Here is a 17,064-nt window from a genome sequence, read left to right as displayed (position 1 = left end):
CCCCTTCATCCAGATGCCGGACAATCTCGATCCGACGATCTCCACTCATTACCTTCCAGTCTCATTCCATGCCCATAACTTCCGTCACTCATTACGGTCCCGCTGACCATGCGAACGGGCGCTTCGCGCCCGTGAGCAGATGGGGCTTCCTGTGTCAACGACGGCACTTGCAGGAACCACTTCTCGCTGAAGTGACCCCGCAGAGGTTCCAGTCTCAGCAGGCGTTGATTCGGCCAGTTCCTGACCTAATCCAGATTCATCCTCAACCACTCCCAGTTCGAGCAATCCAAGACGCTGTACCTCCAACGCAGCGTTCATGTCGCGGTCCGTCTCGAATCCACACGACGGGCACGAGTGCTCGCGCACCCACAACGGTTTCTCAGACTCGACACCACACTTTACACATCTCTTCGTCGTTCCATCTGGCGGAACAAGGACAACGTGACAGCCGTTTTTCTCCCCGAAGCGTTGGAACGTTTGTAGCGTCTCGTACCACGACATCGACGCAATGTTACGGCTATTCCCGTTCTGCTGCATCATGCTTCCAATGTTCAGGTCTTCGAGGAACACGGCATCATACCGCTGCGTATAATCGTTGGCGAGAGCTTCCCGATACGCTTTGCGCTTGTTCGACAACCGCTCATACGCTCGCGCTAAGCGTCGTCGGGCTTTGTTCCAGTTGTTCGACTCGTGTTCCTTGCGAGAAACGGCTTGGTGGCGTTTGTCGATACGCTCACGGCCTTCCTCTTCGTCTAACGGTCCGAACGCTCGTCCGTCCGAGTCGTGAATAAACTTCGTGATTCCGAGGTCGATACCCACTGTGTCCCCGCCATCAATGTCTTCAACAGCGGGTTTCTCTGGATAGTCGGCATCATATTCGACCATGATGCTGACCGTCCAGTCACCTGTCTTCTGTTTCTTCAGGATGACCTCTTTGATGTCTGAATTGTCTGGGAGTGGTCGGTGATAGTTCAAGTGGAACGTGCCGATTTTAGAGAGTTTGACCGTAGCGTGGTCAGTCCGACCCGTGTTACTATCCACGTTGAAGCCAGACTGGTTGTATGTGATGCTACGGTATTCCCGCGGGCTTTTCCACCTGAGTTCACCTACGTTGAATCCGCGTTCTTTCAGTTTGCCGAGGATGGTCTCCGAATGCTTGATGCGACGCACTGCTATTTGAAGGCATTTCGAGTATACACTGCTCCACTCAGACCACTCGCGCTTCCACTGTGGCAGTTCGTTCTGCATCGTGGTGTACGATGGTTTGTCATAATCAGGAGCAGGTTTGTACTCTTGGGTTAGTGCGTGGTTGTACACTTCACGACAGGTTTGAATCGCTTGCCACGCACTCTCGGCAGTGGTTGCGTTCTCGGGCTCGGCAGCGTATTTGAACGCTTCCTCAACCACTACCGACGGGTTAGTCGTGTCTAGAGTTGAACGTTTGGGTTGCAGCGAGCGTGCGGCTGTATCCCCGCCCTACTGCGTCCTCAGAACACTTCGTGTTCTGATGTGCGAACGAGAACTTCGTTCTCGTTAACGCTACTCGCTTCGCTGCGTTGCTCCTTGAGGACGGGGACTTAGCCTGCAAAAGTTAAAACACTACAGCGGGTGTGCAACCCGGATCCGAATCCGATGGGGTCGTCCCCGACTCCGGGTGTGTCTCCCGACCACACTGTCGGGGCGCATTTATATACTCCCTGTCCGGACGTTCGTGTATGTCTGACACACTCACCTGCTCGGAGTGCGGCGAAACGACCGAATCGGCCGACGACCTCGGGGCGAGTCGGGAGGTTCCCGAGATCGAGACGAACGACGACGGATCGATCTCCCTCTTCGAGAACCGCGATCTCTTTCTCTGTCAGAACTGCAAGAAGCCGCTCGGGATGTCCCGATCGTAACGCGGGAGAGGACGATCACGTCCGGGCTGTGGACTGCGCTCGACGGCGAGAGCGTCCGTCCCCTGGATCGATCCCCGGCGACGAACGCGTAGCCTGGGGATCCGCCCGCGTTCAAACGAGCAGTTCGCTCCCGAGGACGATCACGCCGACGATGCCGAAGACGACCCCCAGCACCGGCTCCATGATCTCGCTTGGGACGTACTTACCGACCCGCGTTCCGACGGTCCCGCCGATCAGGACGCCGGGGATCGACCACGCGACGACGTACCACACGGACGTGGCGGCCAGCGCGTGGACGGCAGCACCGGCGAGGGCGGCAACCGCGAGCACGAAGACGCTCGTTGCGATCGCGACGCGGGGCGGTAGCCGACACCGGACGATCAGTTGCGTGGTCGTGATTTCGGGGAGGCCGGCACTGATGAGGCCGGTGATGAACCCGCCGACGGTCGCGAGGCCGATCCCTGGCGGTCGCCAGCACGTCTCGTAGGTGAACGACTCGCCGTCGGCCGTCTCGATCGTCGTCTCGCCGCGTCCGGCGTTTTTTTCCTCCAAGAACGCCCCCTCGCCCTCGCCGGGGACGCACTCCTCGGGGGAGTCATGGAGGACGAGAAACGCCCCGAGCGCGAGCAGGCCGACCCCGAACGCGAGCGTGAGCAGCGTCGTCGGGACGGCGTGGGCAGCGACCGCGCCGACGACGATCGCCGGGATCGCGCCGAGCAGCAGCCACTTCGCGGTCGCGTAGTCGACGACGCCCTGGCGGACGTAGTTCATACTGTCGGACGTAATTTCGTGAATACCTGAATCGTTCAGATAGACGAAACCGTACTGTGACACGACGCTCAGAGATTTTCGATTCAAGTAGTTACGTCCGACAGTATCAGCAGGCCGTTGCCCATCCCGAACACCTCCGTCAGGAGCCCGGCCCCGATCGCCTGTGCGGGCGGAAGCCCCACGGCGAGGATGAAAAACGGGCTAAGCCCCGATGCGGTCGTGGAACGCTATTACACACGCCTTCGGCTTACCTCTCCCCGCGTCCCCTTCCTCCGGGCTGTACTCCCGGTGAACCCAACCGCGGTGAGAATTACCGGCGGGTATTTGTGACGCAAAATCCTCCTACAAGGTGTGGCCGGTACGGTCCGACAGGAGCGAAGAACGACAGGCCCGGCGGATACATACTGATACCAATGGACATCTCTGAACTAATCTCCGAGGAGTACGTCGAATTCACGCCGAAGACGACGGTTTCGAAGCTTGCCGGAGCGTTCGACGATTCCGACCTCGAGGGGGTCGTCGTCCGTGGCGACGAGTTCGAAGGGATCGTCACGAGAAGACAACTCGCGAGTTCGCATCGCCAACCGGACGAAACGCTCGGATCGATCGTCTGGCACGTCCCTCGACTCGCGCCCGACGAGGACGTCCGCAAGGTGGCCCAGCTCATGATCGACAGCGATTCGCGGCTGCTGCCCGTCTTCGAGGGAGAAGCGCTCATCGGCGTCGTCACCGCGGACGCGGTGTTACGTGAGGTCGAGCCGTTTCTCGATGCGGCGACCGTCGCCGAGGCCTACTCCTCCGATCTCGTCTCGGTCGAACCGGCGACGACGCTCGGCGACGCGTTCAACGTCTTTCGGGAGAACCGTATTACCCACCTCCCGGTTGTCGAGGCGGACGCGGCGGTCGGGATCCTCAGCCTGTACGACGTGACCGACTTCACCGTCCGAGCCGAGATGCAAAGCCAGGGCGGGGACGCCGGGGGCACAGACTCGTTCGGCGGCGAGATCTCCTCGAGCAGCGCCCGGGCGGGCCAAGGCGGGTTCGGCGCGCGCGAGGGGGAATCCGTGCGAATGTTGGACCTCCCGGTTCGGGACGTCATGGTCTCTCCGGTGCGCACGATCCAGCCGGGCGCGACGCTCGATACGGCCGTCGAGGCGATGTTCGAGATCGGCGCGTCGTCGCTCGTCGTTACGGACGACGGGAGCCCCCACGGGATCGTCACGAAGACCGACGTACTCGACGCGCTCACGTGGGAGGCGGGTGGTAACCGGGCCGTCCAGCTCTACGGCGTCGATCTGGTCGACGACATGAGCTACGACGACATCGTGGCGATGGTGGACGTGTTCGACGACAGAGATCAGGACATGAACGTCCTGGACACGAAGGTCCACCTCCACGAACACGACGAGAAACGCCGCGGGACGCCGCTTTTGCTCGCCCGTATACGGCTGCACACTGACCGGGGGATCTACGTCGCTTCCGGGGAGGGCTACGGCGCGAGCCAGGCGATCAACGAGGCCCGGGACGTCCTCGAGCGGCAGATCCGTGATAAAAAGACCTACGGGCGAAACAAAAACCCCCGCGGCGAGGCGTTCTGGGAGAAGCGCTTCGGCTGGATGCTCGAAGAAGCGGAGTAAGGTAGTTTCAAGAGCCACGACGGCGAAGCGCCGGAACAGAGATGAATATTACAGACATCGCCACCGAGGAATTCAGCCAGGTGGCTGCCGACGAGCGGCTCGGAAAGGTCCGTTCCGTCTTCGAACGGGAGAACCCGAAGGGGATCATCGTCATCGACGACGGCGAGTACGCGGGGATCATCACGGAACGGCAGTTGCTCCAATCACACATCGAGGACGACGCGAAAGTGAGCGTCCTCGCGAGAAACAACGTCCCACGCATCGACCGCGAGGAGGACGTCCGCGACGTCGCCCGCATGCTGGTCGAAGGCGGGACGAAGGTCGCCCCCGTCTTCGAGAACGGCGGGCTGTGGGGTATCGTCAGCGAGGACGCGATCCTCGAAGCCGTCCTCGAGAACCTCGACGTACTCACCGTCGAGCAGATATACACCGACCACGTCGTCACCCTCCGCGAGGACGACCACCTCGGCAAGGCGATCAACTACCTGCGCGAGAACGACGTCTCCCGACTCCCCGTTCTCAACGAAAACGGTCAGCTCTCCGGAATGGTGACGACCCACGATATCGCCGATTTCGCCGTCCGGACGATGGAGAGCCAACAGACCGGTGACCGCTCCGGCGACACCGACCGGATGCTCGATCTCCCGGTCTACGACATCATGAACGACCCCGTCGAGACGATCACCGCCGAGGCCACGGTCGAAACCGCCGTCGAGCGGATGTTCGAGACCGATTACGCCGGGCTCGTCGTGACGCCGGAGGACGACGATACGACGGTCGCCGGGATCCTCACGAAGACCGACGTGCTTCGCGCACTGACGTTTACCGAGGAGCGCAACATGGACGTTCAGATCACGAACATCGACCTCCTCGATACGGTCTCCCGGACGGACGTCCAGGAGGCGATCACCCAGGTGGTGGACAAATACCAGGACATGCAGGTCCACCACGCCCACGTCCGACTCAGCGAGCACAAAGAGCGCCTCCGTGGCACGCCGTTGATCCACGCGCAGATCCGGCTCCGGACGAACCGCGGGCAACTCGCCGGCACCGGGGAGGGATACGGCTCCGATACGGCTTTCCGCGTCGCGTTGGACAAACTCGAGCGGAACGTACTCGAATTAAAGGGGATCCGCGCCGACGAGGAGTACGAGGGACAGCTCCTGCGTAAACTCGACGAGTTGTAGTACTGACGAGCTATTCGCGTTTGGCCTCGCGCCAGGCCGTAGTCCCTTCGCCGCCCCCCGACTTGTAGGTCCCACGCGCGACGGCGATCTCCCGACCGCCGTCGTCGTCGATCTCGACCTCGACGGTCGCGACGTTGTTCCCGTTTCTGACGACTGTCGCCTCCGCTCTGAGTGTGCCGCCGGTCGCCGGGGCGAGATAGTCGATCCGCATGTCGATCGTCGGCGTTACGGCCTCGTTGGCCGAGATGACCGCGGCCCCGCCGACGGTGTCGGCCAGCGCGTACGTGACGCCGCCGTGAACGATCATCCGATCGGGACTCGAGGAGTGCTTCTCGGACAGCCCGAGTTCCCCGACGGCGTGGCCGTCGTCGATCTCGAGCATCTCGACCCCGAGATGGTCGTTGAACGGCATCCGGCCGAACAGTTCCTCGACGTCTGTCTCGGTATCCATACACGGGTTCGGCGCTCGATCGACAAAAGCACATCCGATCGCTCGGCTCCGTCGCCGGAACGCACGAGGGCCACCGTCTCGGCGACGGCTTCGACGCATCGGGCAGCGGTCCGCGGCTCATACCGCTGGCTGTACGTCCGTGCGGATACCACGGCACCGGCGCGCGCATATCGGCAAATCCACCGCCGGCGGTGTCAGACGCCCCCCGGTGTGGCTGTCGGGGGGTCAGATCTCGATGATTTCGCCCCCCTCCGACGCCGGGACCGAGATGGTTCCCTCCAGCGCCGTCACCGCCCGCCCGCCGATCGAGACCGGATCCGTCCCGGCCCGAACCCGGACCGTCCCCGGCCGATCCAGGAAGTGGCCCTGCTCGAAACGCATTTCCTCGGGGAGGTCACCGTCGAAGGCGCCGACCTCACGGAGGTACGCTCCCACAGCGCCCGCGGCGGTCCCGGTAACCGGATCCTCGTCGACGCCGACCGACGGAGCGAACGTCCGTCCGTGCAGCGTCGAGTCGACACCGAGCGCGTCGAACGTAAACGCATACACGCCCGTCACGCCGAGTTCATCGGTCAACTCGGCGATCGCACGGTAATCGGGGTCGAGCCCGGAGAGCGCCTCGAAGAAGTTCACGGGGACGACGAGATACCCGAGGCCGGCCGAAGCAGTCGCGATCGGCAGGTCGGCACCGACGTCCGAAAGCGTCGCCGGATCGGCTCCGAGTGCCGACGCGACCCGATCGTACCCGAGATCGAGACGGTCGATGTCGGATGCGTCGCTTGTCATCCAGACGGTCTCGCCGTCGAGTTCGACGTCGAGGGGGCCGACGCCCGTCTCGAACGTGTACTCCCCGTCGTCGAGTCGCCCCGCCTCGGCCAGCCACGATCCCGTGGCGATCGTCGCGTGGCCACAGAGATCGACCTCGCCCGTCGGCGTAAAATAGCGGAGCCGACGGGCCTCGCCCTCGCCCTCATCTTCGACCGACGATAGAAACGCCGTCTCCGAGGCGTTCAACTCGCGCGCGATAGCGGCCATCGTCTCGTCGGCGAGTCCGTCAGCATCGGGAACGAGACCGGCCGGGTTGCCGGAGAGCGGATCGGTGCTAAATGCGTCGACGAGCAGGACGCGTCGGGTCTCCATTGGCGACCGTTTCGCCGGGGACGAATTAAAACCCCCGTCGGCACGGGTCGTCTCCCGTCCCCACCGACGGGTCGGACCCGATAGGTATTACTTTCGATCCCGCCGATGGGAACGTATGAGCGACCTCCCGGAGGAGTTCAACTGTACCGTCACCAACTGGGAGTACATCTACGGGCTCTGTCGGGACGTTGCGGACGCGATCAAGGCGGCCGACTTCGAACCGGACGTCGTCGTTGCGTTGGCCCGCGGTGGCTGGTTCGCCGGGCGCTGCCTCTGTGATTTCCTCGGGCTGGACGACCTGACGAGCCTGAAGATGGAACACTACGTCGGCACCGGCGTCAAATCCGACGAGCCACAGGTTCGATATCCGATGCCCGACGGAAGCGTCGAGGGAAAAGACGTCCTCGTGGTCGACGATATCGCCGATACGGGCGGATCGATCCGCCGTGCCCACGAGTACGTCACCGACCGCGAGGCCGACTCGGTCCGGACCGCGACCCTACAGTTGCTCCGGACCAGCGAGTTCGAACCGGAGTTCGTCGGCGAGTACCTCGAGACGTGGACGTGGGTCGTCTACCCGTGGAACTTCCTCGAGGACATGATCGATCTGATCGAGGGCGTCATGCGGAAGGCCGCTCCCGAGACGTTCACGAAGGACGGGATCCGCAATCACCTCTCCGCATACCACGATCTCGAGCGCATCGAGATGGAGGTCGCCCAGCCCGACCGCCTCGGGGAAGTCCTCTCGGAGATGCAACGCCGGGACGTCGCCGTTCGGGTCGACGACGGGTGGCGACTCCTCGAGTGAACGCCGAGCCCGAACGGCGTCGAGATCACCCGAGACGTGGGGATCAGTCGTCTGCCGAGACCGACTCCTCGACGGCCGCCCCCGTAGGGTCGCGGACCCAGAGGTCACCGAAGAGGTCGTCCTGTTGGAGCCGAACCTGTCCCCGGTTCGCCAAAAAGAGCAGGCCAAGAAACGTGTTGACGACGCTACCGCCGGCCGTCCGGACCTCCGCGAACAGCACTTCCTCGCGCCCCCGGTCGTAGTGGGTTCGCAGCTGTCGGTAGACGTCGTTGATAATGTCCTCCATGTGCTCGTCGTGGGTTTTGCCGGTCACCTCCGCTGCGGTCGGCTCGTCGTCCATCCGGACGTCGTCGTCCGTATGGTAATCGAGCGTCCGCGTCCCGCGGCTGTACCCCGACGGTGACCCCGACGTATCGTAGGTCCGCGACTCTTTCCACCACGTATCACGCTCGCGCTCGCGGAGGTCTCTGACCAGTTCGTCGAGCGTTTCGGGCATCCCCCGGGCGCGTTTGCGCTCGATCCGCCGGTCCATCTCGCGTTCGAGCTGATCGAAGGGGTCCGCTTCGGCCCCCCCGGGCGGCTCCCCGCCGGGCGGTCGTTCCCACGGCTCGGGGTCGAGGTCGGCCGCCTCCTCGGGGTCGTCGTCCGTCCACATCGCGTCGCTTTTCATGCGCAACAGCACCGATGCATAAAAAAGCGCCCGCCCGCCCGTCCGGAGGTCCGACCCATCGAGGCGGTCGAGGAACTTGTCCGTGACCGTCACCACGTCGATGTCCCAGGGGTCGATCTCGCCGTCTTCCGCGAGCTGGACGAGCAACTCGACCGGTTCGACCTCCCCATCGGTCTCCTCGCGGGGGTTCGATACGTCGAACTCCGAGAGGACGCCGTCCCCGCCCGGCTTTTCGCCGCTTTCGCGCCGGCTCCGTTCGGCCTCGTGTCCGGCGATGTTCAACGGGATCTCGTCGGCCGCGCCGCCGTCGGCGAGCAGAGGCCGCTCACCGCTTGCCGTTTCCGAGGGCTCGCTGCGCTCGCCCTCGCTTTCTCGCGGCTCCCTCCGCTCACCGCTTGCCGTTTCCGAGGGCTCGCTGCGCTCGCCCTCGCTAGTCATCCGCCGGCACCTCCATACTCGACAGGTCGATCCCCGTCACCGCCGAGACGTTGTCCTCTTGCATCGTCACGCCGATCGCCCGCTCGGACCGCTCCAACAGCGCCGCTCGGTGGGAGACGACGACGAACTGGGCCTCGTCAGCCAGTTCCTCGACCATCTCGCCGACCATCTCGGCGTTGGCCGCATCGAGAAACGCGTCGATCTCGTCCAGCGCGTAGAACGGTGCCGGATTGTACCGCTGGATGGCGAAAATGAACGCCAGGGCCGTCAGAGACTTCTCGCCGCCGGACATCGCATCGAGACGCTGGACCGGCTTGTCTCCCGGCTGGGCTTTCATCGTCAGCCCGCCGTCGAAGGGGTCCTCGGGGTCCTCGAGGACGAGTTCGCCGCTTCCGCTCGAGAGCCGCGCGAAGATGTCTCGAAACTCCTCGTTGATCCCCTCGTAGGCGTCCATGAACGTCTCGCGTTTTCGGGATTCGTACGCCTCGATCCGATCTCTGATCCCGTCCGCCTCCTCGACGAGCGTCTCCCGCTTTGATTCGAGATCGTCGAGTTCGGCCTCGACTTGCTCGTACTCCTCGATGGCGAGCATGTTGACCGGCTCGAGGGCACTCATCTCGCCTTCGAGCCGCGTGATCTCCGCCGTCACCGTGTCGTGATCGGGGATCGCCTCGGGCTCGTACTCGCCGACCTGCGAGTCGAGTTCGTCGACCTCCCACTCGAGTCGTGACTCGCTCTCACGCAGTCCTTCGAGGCGCGATTCGACTTCCGAAACCGCCTCCTGTTGTTCGTCCCGCGCGGATTTCGCGTCTCCGAGCTCGTCTTTCAACGCCTCGCGGTCGGCTTTGAGATCGGCTAGTTCGTCCTCGAGTTCGGCGACGTCGGCGTTCTTTTCTTCGAGCGTCTCGCGTTCGGCCTCGAGGTCCTCTTCGAGTTCGATGACGCGCGATTCGGCCTCGGCCTTTCTGTTTTGGGCCGCCTCGACGTCGTCGTGGAGATCCTCGATCGCCTCCTCGGCGTACTGCTTTTCGAGTTCGAGTTCGTTGAGATCCCCGTCGATCTCGCCCATCCGGCCGTCGATGTCCGCGATCTCCTCGCGGAGCTCCTCGGCGCGTCCCGTCAGCTCCGGGATCTCCGAGTCCGCGATTTCGGCCTCTAACTCCTCGATTTCGCCCTCGACCGACGCGATCGCCCCGTCTACCTCGCCGATCTCGGCTTCGATCTCGTCCATCCGCTCTTTGACCGACTCGCGCTCGGCTTCGATCCCTTCGAGATCGGCTTCGAGCGCCTCGATGCGCTCTTTGACCGTCTCGCGTCTCCCCTCGATCGACTCGATTTCGGCTTCGATGTCCCGTACCTGTTCGGCGGTATCGGTCTGGCGGTCCCGGGCGTCGTCGAGCCGCGATTCGACGTCCCGAAGCTCGCTTCGGACCGACTGCTTTTTGTCCTCCAGTTCCGTGATCCGTTCTGCGACCCGCTGGAGTTGGCCCTTGCCGCTCTTTTCGAAGGAGTAACGCGATCCCGAACTCGACCCACCGGTCATCGCGCCGGATTTTTCGACGAGGTCACCGTCGAGGGTGACGAGCCGGAACTCCCCCATCAGATCCCGAGCCGTCTCCATGTCCTCGACGACGAGCGTGTCACCGACGACGTAGGAGAACACCTCGGCGTAGGCGTGCTCGAAGTCGATGAGGTTGTACGCGAAGTCGACGACGCCCGGAAGATCCGGCGTCGACGGGACCGATCGGTTGTGCATCTCCGTCATCGGGAGGAACGTCGCCCGGCCGGCGTTTCGCGATTTGAGATATTCGATGCAGCGCTGGCCGACGCCGTCGTCGTCGACGACGATGTTCGCGAGTCGACCGCCGGCAGCCGTCTCACACGCGGTGGCGTACTCGGCCGCGACGCCGCCCAACTGTCCGACCGTCCCGTGGACGCCGTCCATTTCGGCGTTCAATACCGTCGTTACCGCCCGGCCATACGAGGCGTCACCGCTTTCGCCCGCACGGGCCTCCAACTCGGCGTATTCGCCCTGTTTCGCCGATATCTCGTCTTCGATCTCTTCGAGTTCCGCGTTTCGCTCGTGTTTTTCGGCCTTTAGATCCTCGACGACCTCGGTGATCGTCTCACGGTTCGTCCGCGCCTTTTCGAGTTCGTTTTCGAGATCCGAGCGCTCGGCTTCGAGTTCGGGGAGTTTCGCCTCGGCCGCTTCGATCTGTTCTTTCGTCTCGCGTTCCTCGTTCGTCCGCCGCCGCGACTCGTCGAGCAGCCGATCCTGTTTGCGCTGGAGGTCGTTCCGTTCGTCTTTGAGTTCATCGAGCGTCTCGCGGCGCTCTTCGAGGGCGTCTCGGACGGACTCGTACGCCGAGTCGACCGTCTCGATCTCGGCTTCGACCTCTTCGAGTTCGGCCTCCTTTTCGGTGCGGTCCGCCTTCAGCGAGGACTTCTGGACTTTCTTGTTTCGGATCTCGGCCTCGAGGTCATCGACAGTCTCGCCCTTGCGGTCGATCTGGACGAACGCCTGCCTGCGCTCGGCTTCGGCCGCCTCGATGCGTTCGGTTTCGGTCTCGATCCTGTCTTCGAGCCGCGAGATCTCGCCTTTGATCCCCTCGATCTCGCGTTTGATCTCCAGCTGTTCGTCCTCCCCTTTCCGTTCGATCTCGGCGTTGAGATCCGAGAGGTCCTCCTCGAGCCGCGTGAGCCGACCCTGTCGCTCGTCGAGTTCGCGTCGGCGTTCGTCGAGTTCGGTCTCGCGCTCGCCGATCTCCGCCCGGACGTCCCCGAGTTCGTCCCGTTTGTCCTCGAGTTCTGCGGCCTTCAGATGTCCTTCGTACTCCGCTTTCTCCGCTTTGAGGTCTTTGTATTCGAGCGCGGTCTCGCGCTCATCGGCCAGCCGATCGAGCCGCCCCTGTTTCTCGTCGATCCGGAGTTCGGCCTCGTCGACACGGTCTTGGACCGTTTCGAGTTCGCCGAAGGCGTCCTCCTTTTTCGCGTCGAACTGGGCGACGCCGGCGATTTCGTCGATGATCTCGCGGCGGGAGCCGGCCGTCATCGTGATGATCTCCGTGACGTCGCCCTGCATCACGACGTTGTATCCCTCCGGTGTCACGCCCGCCTGCGCGAGCAGGTCCCGGATGTCCGAGAGGTTCACCGACCGACCGTTGAGATAATAATACGAGTAGTAGGTGTCCTCCTCGGTCTGTTTGACGCGCCGTCGGACGGTGATCTCCTCGACGTCGCCGACCTTTTCGGACCCGGCCGCGGAGACGAGCTGCTCGCGTGACAGCGTGCCGTCGTCGTTGTCGAGAATCACCTCGACGCTCGCCTCACGTTCGCCGGCGAAGCCGCCGGCCTCGTCGTCGTGCCCTGGGTTGTAGATGAGGTCTGGCAGTTTGTCGGCCCGGATGCCGGACGTACGGGCGAGCCCGAGCGCGAAGAGGACCGAATCGATGATGTTCGACTTGCCGGATCCGTTCGGGCCGCTTATGGTGGTAAAGTCCTCATACAGCGGGATCCTGGTCTTACGGCCGAAGCTCTTGAAGTTGTCGAGGACGAGCGCTTTGATGTGCATTTGATGTGTCGCCCGCTCAGGCGACGATGATGTCGTCACCCGCCGAATCCGCCGTCTCGTCGCCGTCTTCGTCCCCGTCTGCCGCGTCAGCCGGCTGCGCCGTGTCGTCCGCATCGGCATCAGTCTCGGCGTCCTCGGCGACCCCGTCTCGGTCCTGCGACGTCCGCGAGCGTCGGCGCTCGAGGGCGTCGGGTTCGACCCCGGCTTCCTCCTCGATGGCCCCCAGCCGCTCTTTCGTCTCGACGAGTTCGTCTGTCAGCCCGTCGATCGTCGCCTCGAGTTCGCGCACCTTCGCCTCGAGCTCCTCGACTCGGTTCCCGGACATACATCCGTTTCGTCCCCCCGGACGTATAAATCTGCGTCAGACATTGTCACCGACCCCCATCCCCGCGCCGCCCCGGCCTCTTGGGGGTCACGCCTCGTTCTCGTCGTCGGTCGGTCGGCCCTCCGCGGGCGGGAACTCCGCGAGCGGGACCTGCGTCTGTTCGCCCGACGCCATGTCCTTGACCGTCACGCAGTCCTCGGCAAGGTCCTGTTCGCCGACGACGACGACGGTCTCCGCGTTGATCCCGTCCGCATAGGAGAGCTGATCGCCGAAGCCCCGATCCTTGCGGTCCGACTCGACGACGTGTCCGAGTTCGCGGAGTTCGCGAGCGATGTCCGCCGCGACCTCGCGGGTGTCTCCGACCGTCAACACGTAGTAGTCGGTCGTGGTCGCTTCCTCCGGGGCGACGCCCGCCCGCTGACACAGAAGCGAGAGCGTCTCGTGGCCGATCCCGACCCCGACGGCGGGAGTCGGCTGTCCGCCGAAGCCCGCTATTAGGTCGTCGTAACGGCCGCCGCCGAAGACGGATCGCGAGACCTCCCCGGCGGTATCGAAACATTCGAAAACGACGCCGGTGTAATAATCGAGCCCGCGGGCGGTCTCCAGAGAGACGGTACAGTACTCTCTGACCCCGAAATCGGCCGCGGCGTCGAGTACCGCACGCAGGTTTTCGACCGCCGACTCGACCCGCTCGCTCCCGGCGAACGCGACGACGTCGTCGAGGTCGTCGGAGTCGAGCACCCTATCGAAACGCTCGGCCTCCGCCCGCGTCAGCCCCGCTTCGACGAGCGATTCGTAGTACTCCTCGACGTCGATCTTCTCGCGTTTGTCGACCGCCCGGATCGCGTCGGCGGTCTCGACGTCGCTTTCGAGCGATTCCAGCAGGCCGCCGAGGATGTCCCGGTGGGAGACGCGGAACTCGAAGGCGTCGGCGGAGAGCCCGAGATCGCCCAGCGCGTCGGCGGCGACGGCGAGGATCTCGGCGTCGGCCTCGGGCCGCTCGGAACCGAAGATGTCAACGTTCGTCTGATAAAACTCCCGGAACCGGCCCTGTTGGACCTGCTCGTAGCGCCAAAAGGGCCGCGTCGAGAACCACTTGATCGGCTTGGCGAATTCACCCCCCTTCTCGACGACCATCCGCGCGACCGTCGGCGTCAGCTCCGGCGTGAGCGAGACGGACCGGCCGCCTTTGTCCTCGAAGGCGTAGAGCTCCTCCGTTATCTCCTCGCCGGACTTGTCGATATACATCTGCGTGCGCTCGAGCGCCGGCGTCCCGATCTCCCGGAAGCCGTACCGCCGGACGCGCTCTTCGACCGTGTCGGTCAGCTCCCGTCGGGCGGACATCTCGCCGGGGTAGAACTCGCGGAACCCCTTCAGGCCGTCGTACATGAACGCGAGTTCGGTGGCGAGACCCTAAAAGGTACGATCCTCGCCGGCACCCGACGACGTCTGCCCGTCTCGCACTGACGGTCGCCGTCCCGTGCGCACTGTCGACGTGACGGTCGCCGTCCCGTGCGCACTGTCGACGTGACGGTCGCCGTCCCGTGCGCACTGTCGACGCCCGGTGGGGTCGGCTCCTTTCACGTCGATATCGCCGCTACATCAGTCGACGATCACTTCGACCGGGTCTTCGCTCCCTTCGTCGCCGTCGGCGGAGCCGATGGATCCGCTCTCGTGGTAGAACAGCGCCGCAGCCACCCCCAACACGAGCCACGAACGCCAGTTCGCCAGGTTCAGGGTGTAGCCGATGCCGAACGGCTTCTTGACGAGCATCCCGCTGCCGGGTTGCCAGTACGCCGAGAGCATCCGTCCGAGCGACGGACGCTCGAAGTCGTACGGGATACCGAACAGTTCGCCGGACTGTTGCTTGTCGGTCATGTCCGTCCGTACGACCGGACGTGACTTATAAGCACTCCCTCGGTGCCGGTCACTGATACCGACCGCGGGTCTCGATATCGCGAAGTCGGACGAGTACGTCCCCGTCGCCCGCGGCGCGGTAGGCGTCCTCGAAGGCGTCGGTCAGTCCTGCCGGATCGTCGGCGGTCCCGGCGAGGGCACCCTCGAAGACGTGGAGGTCCATCGCGTAGTCCTCGACGTGGTCGCTGTAGTAGCCGAGTCCGAAATCGATGAGATACACCCGTGCGTCCTCGGTATCGGCCGCGTCGTCGACCCGGACGTTCCGCGGCGTCGGATCGCCGTGGACGAAGCCCGCGCTGTGACACCGTGCCAGGTGGCGTCCGACGCGTCGGACCCGCCCCTCCGAGACCGCCCCGGTGAGGTCGGCTTCGCCGACGAACTCGAATTCGAGTCGCCCCGCCTCGGGGTCGACGTCGAAAACGACGGGGGTCGGGACGCCGACGCGGCGAGCCTCGCTCGTGAGGCGTGCCTCCGAGCGCGTCCGCTGTCGGCGGAGCCGTTCGTCGAGTTCGGGGTGTCGATACCCCTTCGAGAGCCGCCGTTTATAAACGAGGCCGTCGCCTCGGTCCATCTCGACGACCGCCTCGGCACCCTGGGTTCGGTCCGGCTTCGGGGCTGCCCGCGTCCGTCCCCCCTCGCCCTCGGGTCCGCCGGTTCGCCAGGTCACCGGGACCTCGTCGGGGCGAAAGTCCGGCCGGACCCGCGAGTCGGCGATCGGGACCGTCTCGCCGGCTTCGTACATCCGCGCGCCGAGGATCGCGATCATTCCGGCGTTGTCCCGGAGGAACCGCGGCTCGGGTGCGTAAAACGATGCCCCGCGGGCCTCGCACATCGTCGCCAACATCCCACGGAGCCGGTCGTTTTGTCCGACGCCACCGCCCAACACGAGCTCGTCGGCATCGGTCAACGAGAGCGCGCGCTCGGCCACCTCGGTGAGCATCGCGAACGTCGTCTCCTGGAGCCCACGACAGACGTCCTCGATCGCCGTCCCCCCGTCGACTTCGGCCTTCGCCGCGGAGGTAATCCCCGAAAACGAGAAATCCATCCCCTTGACGACGTAGGGCAACTCGACGTACGTGCCTTCCTCCGCGCTCCGTTCGACCTTCGGGCCGCCGGGGTGGGTCCACCCGACGTGGCGAGTGAACTTATCGATCGCGTTGCCGATCCCCGTGTCCATCGTCTCGCCGAGCACCCGATAGCGCCCGTCGTGATAGCCGAGGACGTGGGCGTTGGCACCCGAGGCGTTCAGACATACCGGGGTATCGAACCCCGAATACTGTCGGCCGACCTCCAGATGCGCGAGCATGTGGTTGACGCCGACGAGAGGGACCCCCAGCGATCCCGCGAGCGCTCGTGCGGCCGTCGCGGCGATCCGCAGACACGGGCCGAGGCCGGGCCCCCGAGAGAAGGCGACGGCGTCGAGCGTCTCGCGTGCCGGGCCGTGGGCCGATTCGAGGTGTGCCAGGGCGTTCTCGACCATCTCGGGGATCGCACTCCGCATGTGTTCGGCCGCCTCGCGCGGATGGATACCGCCGCTGTCCGGCTGGTACGGGTCCGAAACGATCCGAACGTCGCCGGCGGTGCCGACGTCGCCATCAAAAACGGCCGCGCTGGCACACCAGGCCGTTCCCTCGATGCCGAGAACGCGGGTCACGGCCTACTCGAACTCGGTGTAGCCGCACTTCCCACAGTGTTTGCGGTCGCCGTACTCGCCGAGGAACGTGTCGCCACAGCGGGGGCAGTGTTCGCGCTCGGTGGTGCCGTCCTCGTTGTAGAGTTCATAACGCGCCATTCAGGCTTCCTCCGCTTCGACTTCCTCGCCCTCCTCGGCGGCGATCTTGTTGCGTTCGAGGGCGTGGCCCTGCTCGACTTCCTTGGCGTGGTCGGCGTCCTCGTAGACCTTCGCGTAGCCGACGGTTTTTCGCATCCCGTATTTGGTGTCGAGTTTGCGGATGACGACTTCGCCGGCGTCCTTGTTTAGTTTCGCAGCGAGTGAGTCCCGGACCGAGAGCCGCGAGGGAGTCGCTTCCTCGTGGGTCAGCTGAAACCGGACGTCGCTCCGGTGTAACATCGGGTTTTCGTCCTCGTCGATGATGTCGAGTTCCATGGTTACGTTGGCCTGATGTTTCGGTGAAACGCGTAAAAGGATTTCGAAGCCGCAGACGGACGCTACCTACCGATCCGCCGATCTCTCGAACGATCGGTAGACAGCGCGAGCAGCCCCCGGAGTCGCCGCCCGGTGCCGGGGCGA

General features: G+C 64.3%; 15 protein-coding genes and 2 pseudogenes. 4 read left to right on the top strand and 13 right to left on the bottom strand.

Annotated features, from left to right (window positions below):
- Positions 1–84: 84 nt before the first annotated feature.
- Positions 85–1,407 (bottom strand): RNA-guided endonuclease InsQ/TnpB family protein, encoded by a 1,323-nt coding sequence (locus HZR14_RS13320; RefSeq protein WP_181693367.1) that lies wholly within the window; start codon positions 1,405–1,407, stop codon positions 85–87.
- A 308-nt stretch (positions 1,408–1,715) separates the two neighbouring features.
- Between HZR14_RS13320 and HZR14_RS13315 the strand changes: the two genes are divergently transcribed.
- The gene (locus HZR14_RS13315; protein WP_181693366.1) at positions 1,716–1,898 is read left to right on the top strand and encodes a hypothetical protein; all 183 of its coding nucleotides are present in this window, start codon (positions 1,716–1,718) and stop codon (positions 1,896–1,898) included.
- Positions 1,899–2,009: 111 nt separating this feature from the next.
- Here HZR14_RS13315 and HZR14_RS13310 read toward each other — a convergent pair.
- Positions 2,010–2,669 (bottom strand): annotated as a pseudogene (locus HZR14_RS13310) (sulfite exporter TauE/SafE family protein); the annotation flags it as partial.
- Positions 2,670–2,779: 110 nt separating this feature from the next.
- Positions 2,780–2,860 (bottom strand): annotated as a pseudogene (locus tag HZR14_RS14680) (sulfite exporter TauE/SafE family protein); the annotation flags it as partial.
- Positions 2,861–3,082: 222 nt separating this feature from the next.
- Between HZR14_RS14680 and HZR14_RS13305 the strand changes: the two are divergent.
- Positions 3,083–4,306: a CBS domain-containing protein gene (locus HZR14_RS13305; RefSeq protein WP_181693364.1), complete on the top strand. Its 1,224-nt coding sequence runs from the start codon at positions 3,083–3,085 to the stop codon at positions 4,304–4,306.
- A gap of 41 nt (positions 4,307–4,347) precedes the next feature.
- Complete coding sequence (locus tag HZR14_RS13300) at positions 4,348–5,493, top strand: CBS domain-containing protein (RefSeq protein WP_181693363.1); 1,146 nt, start codon at positions 4,348–4,350, stop codon at positions 5,491–5,493.
- Positions 5,494–5,503: 10 nt separating this feature from the next.
- Here the strand turns inward: HZR14_RS13300 and HZR14_RS13295 are convergent, their stop codons facing one another.
- Together HZR14_RS13295 and HZR14_RS13290 are read right to left on the bottom strand one after the other, a co-directional pair.
- Positions 5,504–5,944: a PaaI family thioesterase gene (locus HZR14_RS13295; protein ID WP_181693362.1), complete on the bottom strand. Its 441-nt coding sequence runs from the start codon at positions 5,942–5,944 to the stop codon at positions 5,504–5,506.
- Positions 5,945–6,169: 225 nt separating this feature from the next.
- A complete protein-coding gene (locus HZR14_RS13290) occupies positions 6,170–7,084 on the bottom strand; it encodes a PhzF family phenazine biosynthesis protein (RefSeq protein ID WP_181693361.1) in 915 nt (304 codons plus the stop codon).
- A gap of 115 nt (positions 7,085–7,199) precedes the next feature.
- On the opposite strand from HZR14_RS13290, the gene HZR14_RS13285 reads away from it, so the two are divergent.
- Entirely contained in the window at positions 7,200–7,892 is a 693-nt protein-coding gene (locus tag HZR14_RS13285) for a phosphoribosyltransferase (protein ID WP_181693360.1), read from the top strand.
- A gap of 43 nt (positions 7,893–7,935) precedes the next feature.
- Here HZR14_RS13285 and HZR14_RS13280 read toward each other — a convergent pair whose 3' ends face one another.
- The 8 genes from HZR14_RS13280 to HZR14_RS13245 form a co-directional block, all read right to left on the bottom strand.
- Complete coding sequence (locus tag HZR14_RS13280) at positions 7,936–9,000, bottom strand: segregation and condensation protein A (protein WP_181693359.1); 1,065 nt, start codon at positions 8,998–9,000, stop codon at positions 7,936–7,938.
- On the bottom strand, positions 8,993–12,571 hold the full coding sequence (gene smc / locus HZR14_RS13275) for a chromosome segregation protein SMC (RefSeq protein WP_181693358.1): 3,579 nt from the start codon (positions 12,569–12,571) through the stop codon (positions 8,993–8,995). The genes HZR14_RS13280 and smc overlap by 8 nt, the downstream gene beginning before the upstream one ends.
- A gap of 16 nt (positions 12,572–12,587) precedes the next feature.
- A complete protein-coding gene (locus HZR14_RS13270; protein WP_181693357.1) occupies positions 12,588–12,896 on the bottom strand; it encodes a DUF7518 family protein in 309 nt (102 codons plus the stop codon).
- Between the two features lie 87 nt (positions 12,897–12,983).
- Positions 12,984–14,285, bottom strand: coding sequence for a histidine--tRNA ligase (gene hisS, locus HZR14_RS13265; protein ID WP_181693356.1), 1,302 nt, complete (start codon positions 14,283–14,285; stop codon positions 12,984–12,986).
- Positions 14,286–14,498: 213 nt separating this feature from the next.
- Positions 14,499–14,774, bottom strand: a complete 276-nt coding sequence (locus HZR14_RS13260) for a DUF5808 domain-containing protein (protein ID WP_181693355.1) — start codon at positions 14,772–14,774, stop codon at positions 14,499–14,501.
- Positions 14,775–14,823: 49 nt separating this feature from the next.
- Positions 14,824–16,467 carry a bifunctional N(6)-L-threonylcarbamoyladenine synthase/serine/threonine protein kinase gene (locus HZR14_RS13255; RefSeq protein ID WP_181693354.1) on the bottom strand — a complete coding sequence of 548 codons (1,644 nt, stop codon included), beginning with the start codon at positions 16,465–16,467 and terminating at the stop codon, positions 14,824–14,826.
- A gap of 3 nt (positions 16,468–16,470) precedes the next feature.
- Positions 16,471–16,605: a 30S ribosomal protein S27ae gene (locus tag HZR14_RS13250; protein ID WP_181693353.1), complete on the bottom strand. Its 135-nt coding sequence runs from the start codon at positions 16,603–16,605 to the stop codon at positions 16,471–16,473.
- Positions 16,606–16,920, bottom strand: coding sequence for a 30S ribosomal protein S24e (locus HZR14_RS13245; RefSeq protein ID WP_181693352.1), 315 nt, complete (start codon positions 16,918–16,920; stop codon positions 16,606–16,608).
- Between the last annotated feature and the right edge of the window lie 144 nt (positions 16,921–17,064).

The sequence above is a fragment of the Natronomonas salinimetallica genome (assembly GCF_013839515.1).
In the GTDB taxonomy this organism is placed as follows: domain Archaea; phylum Halobacteriota; class Halobacteria; order Halobacteriales; family Haloarculaceae; genus Natronomonas.
Note: the sequence above shows the minus strand (reverse complement) of the source record. Positions and strands in the feature narration are given on the sequence as shown.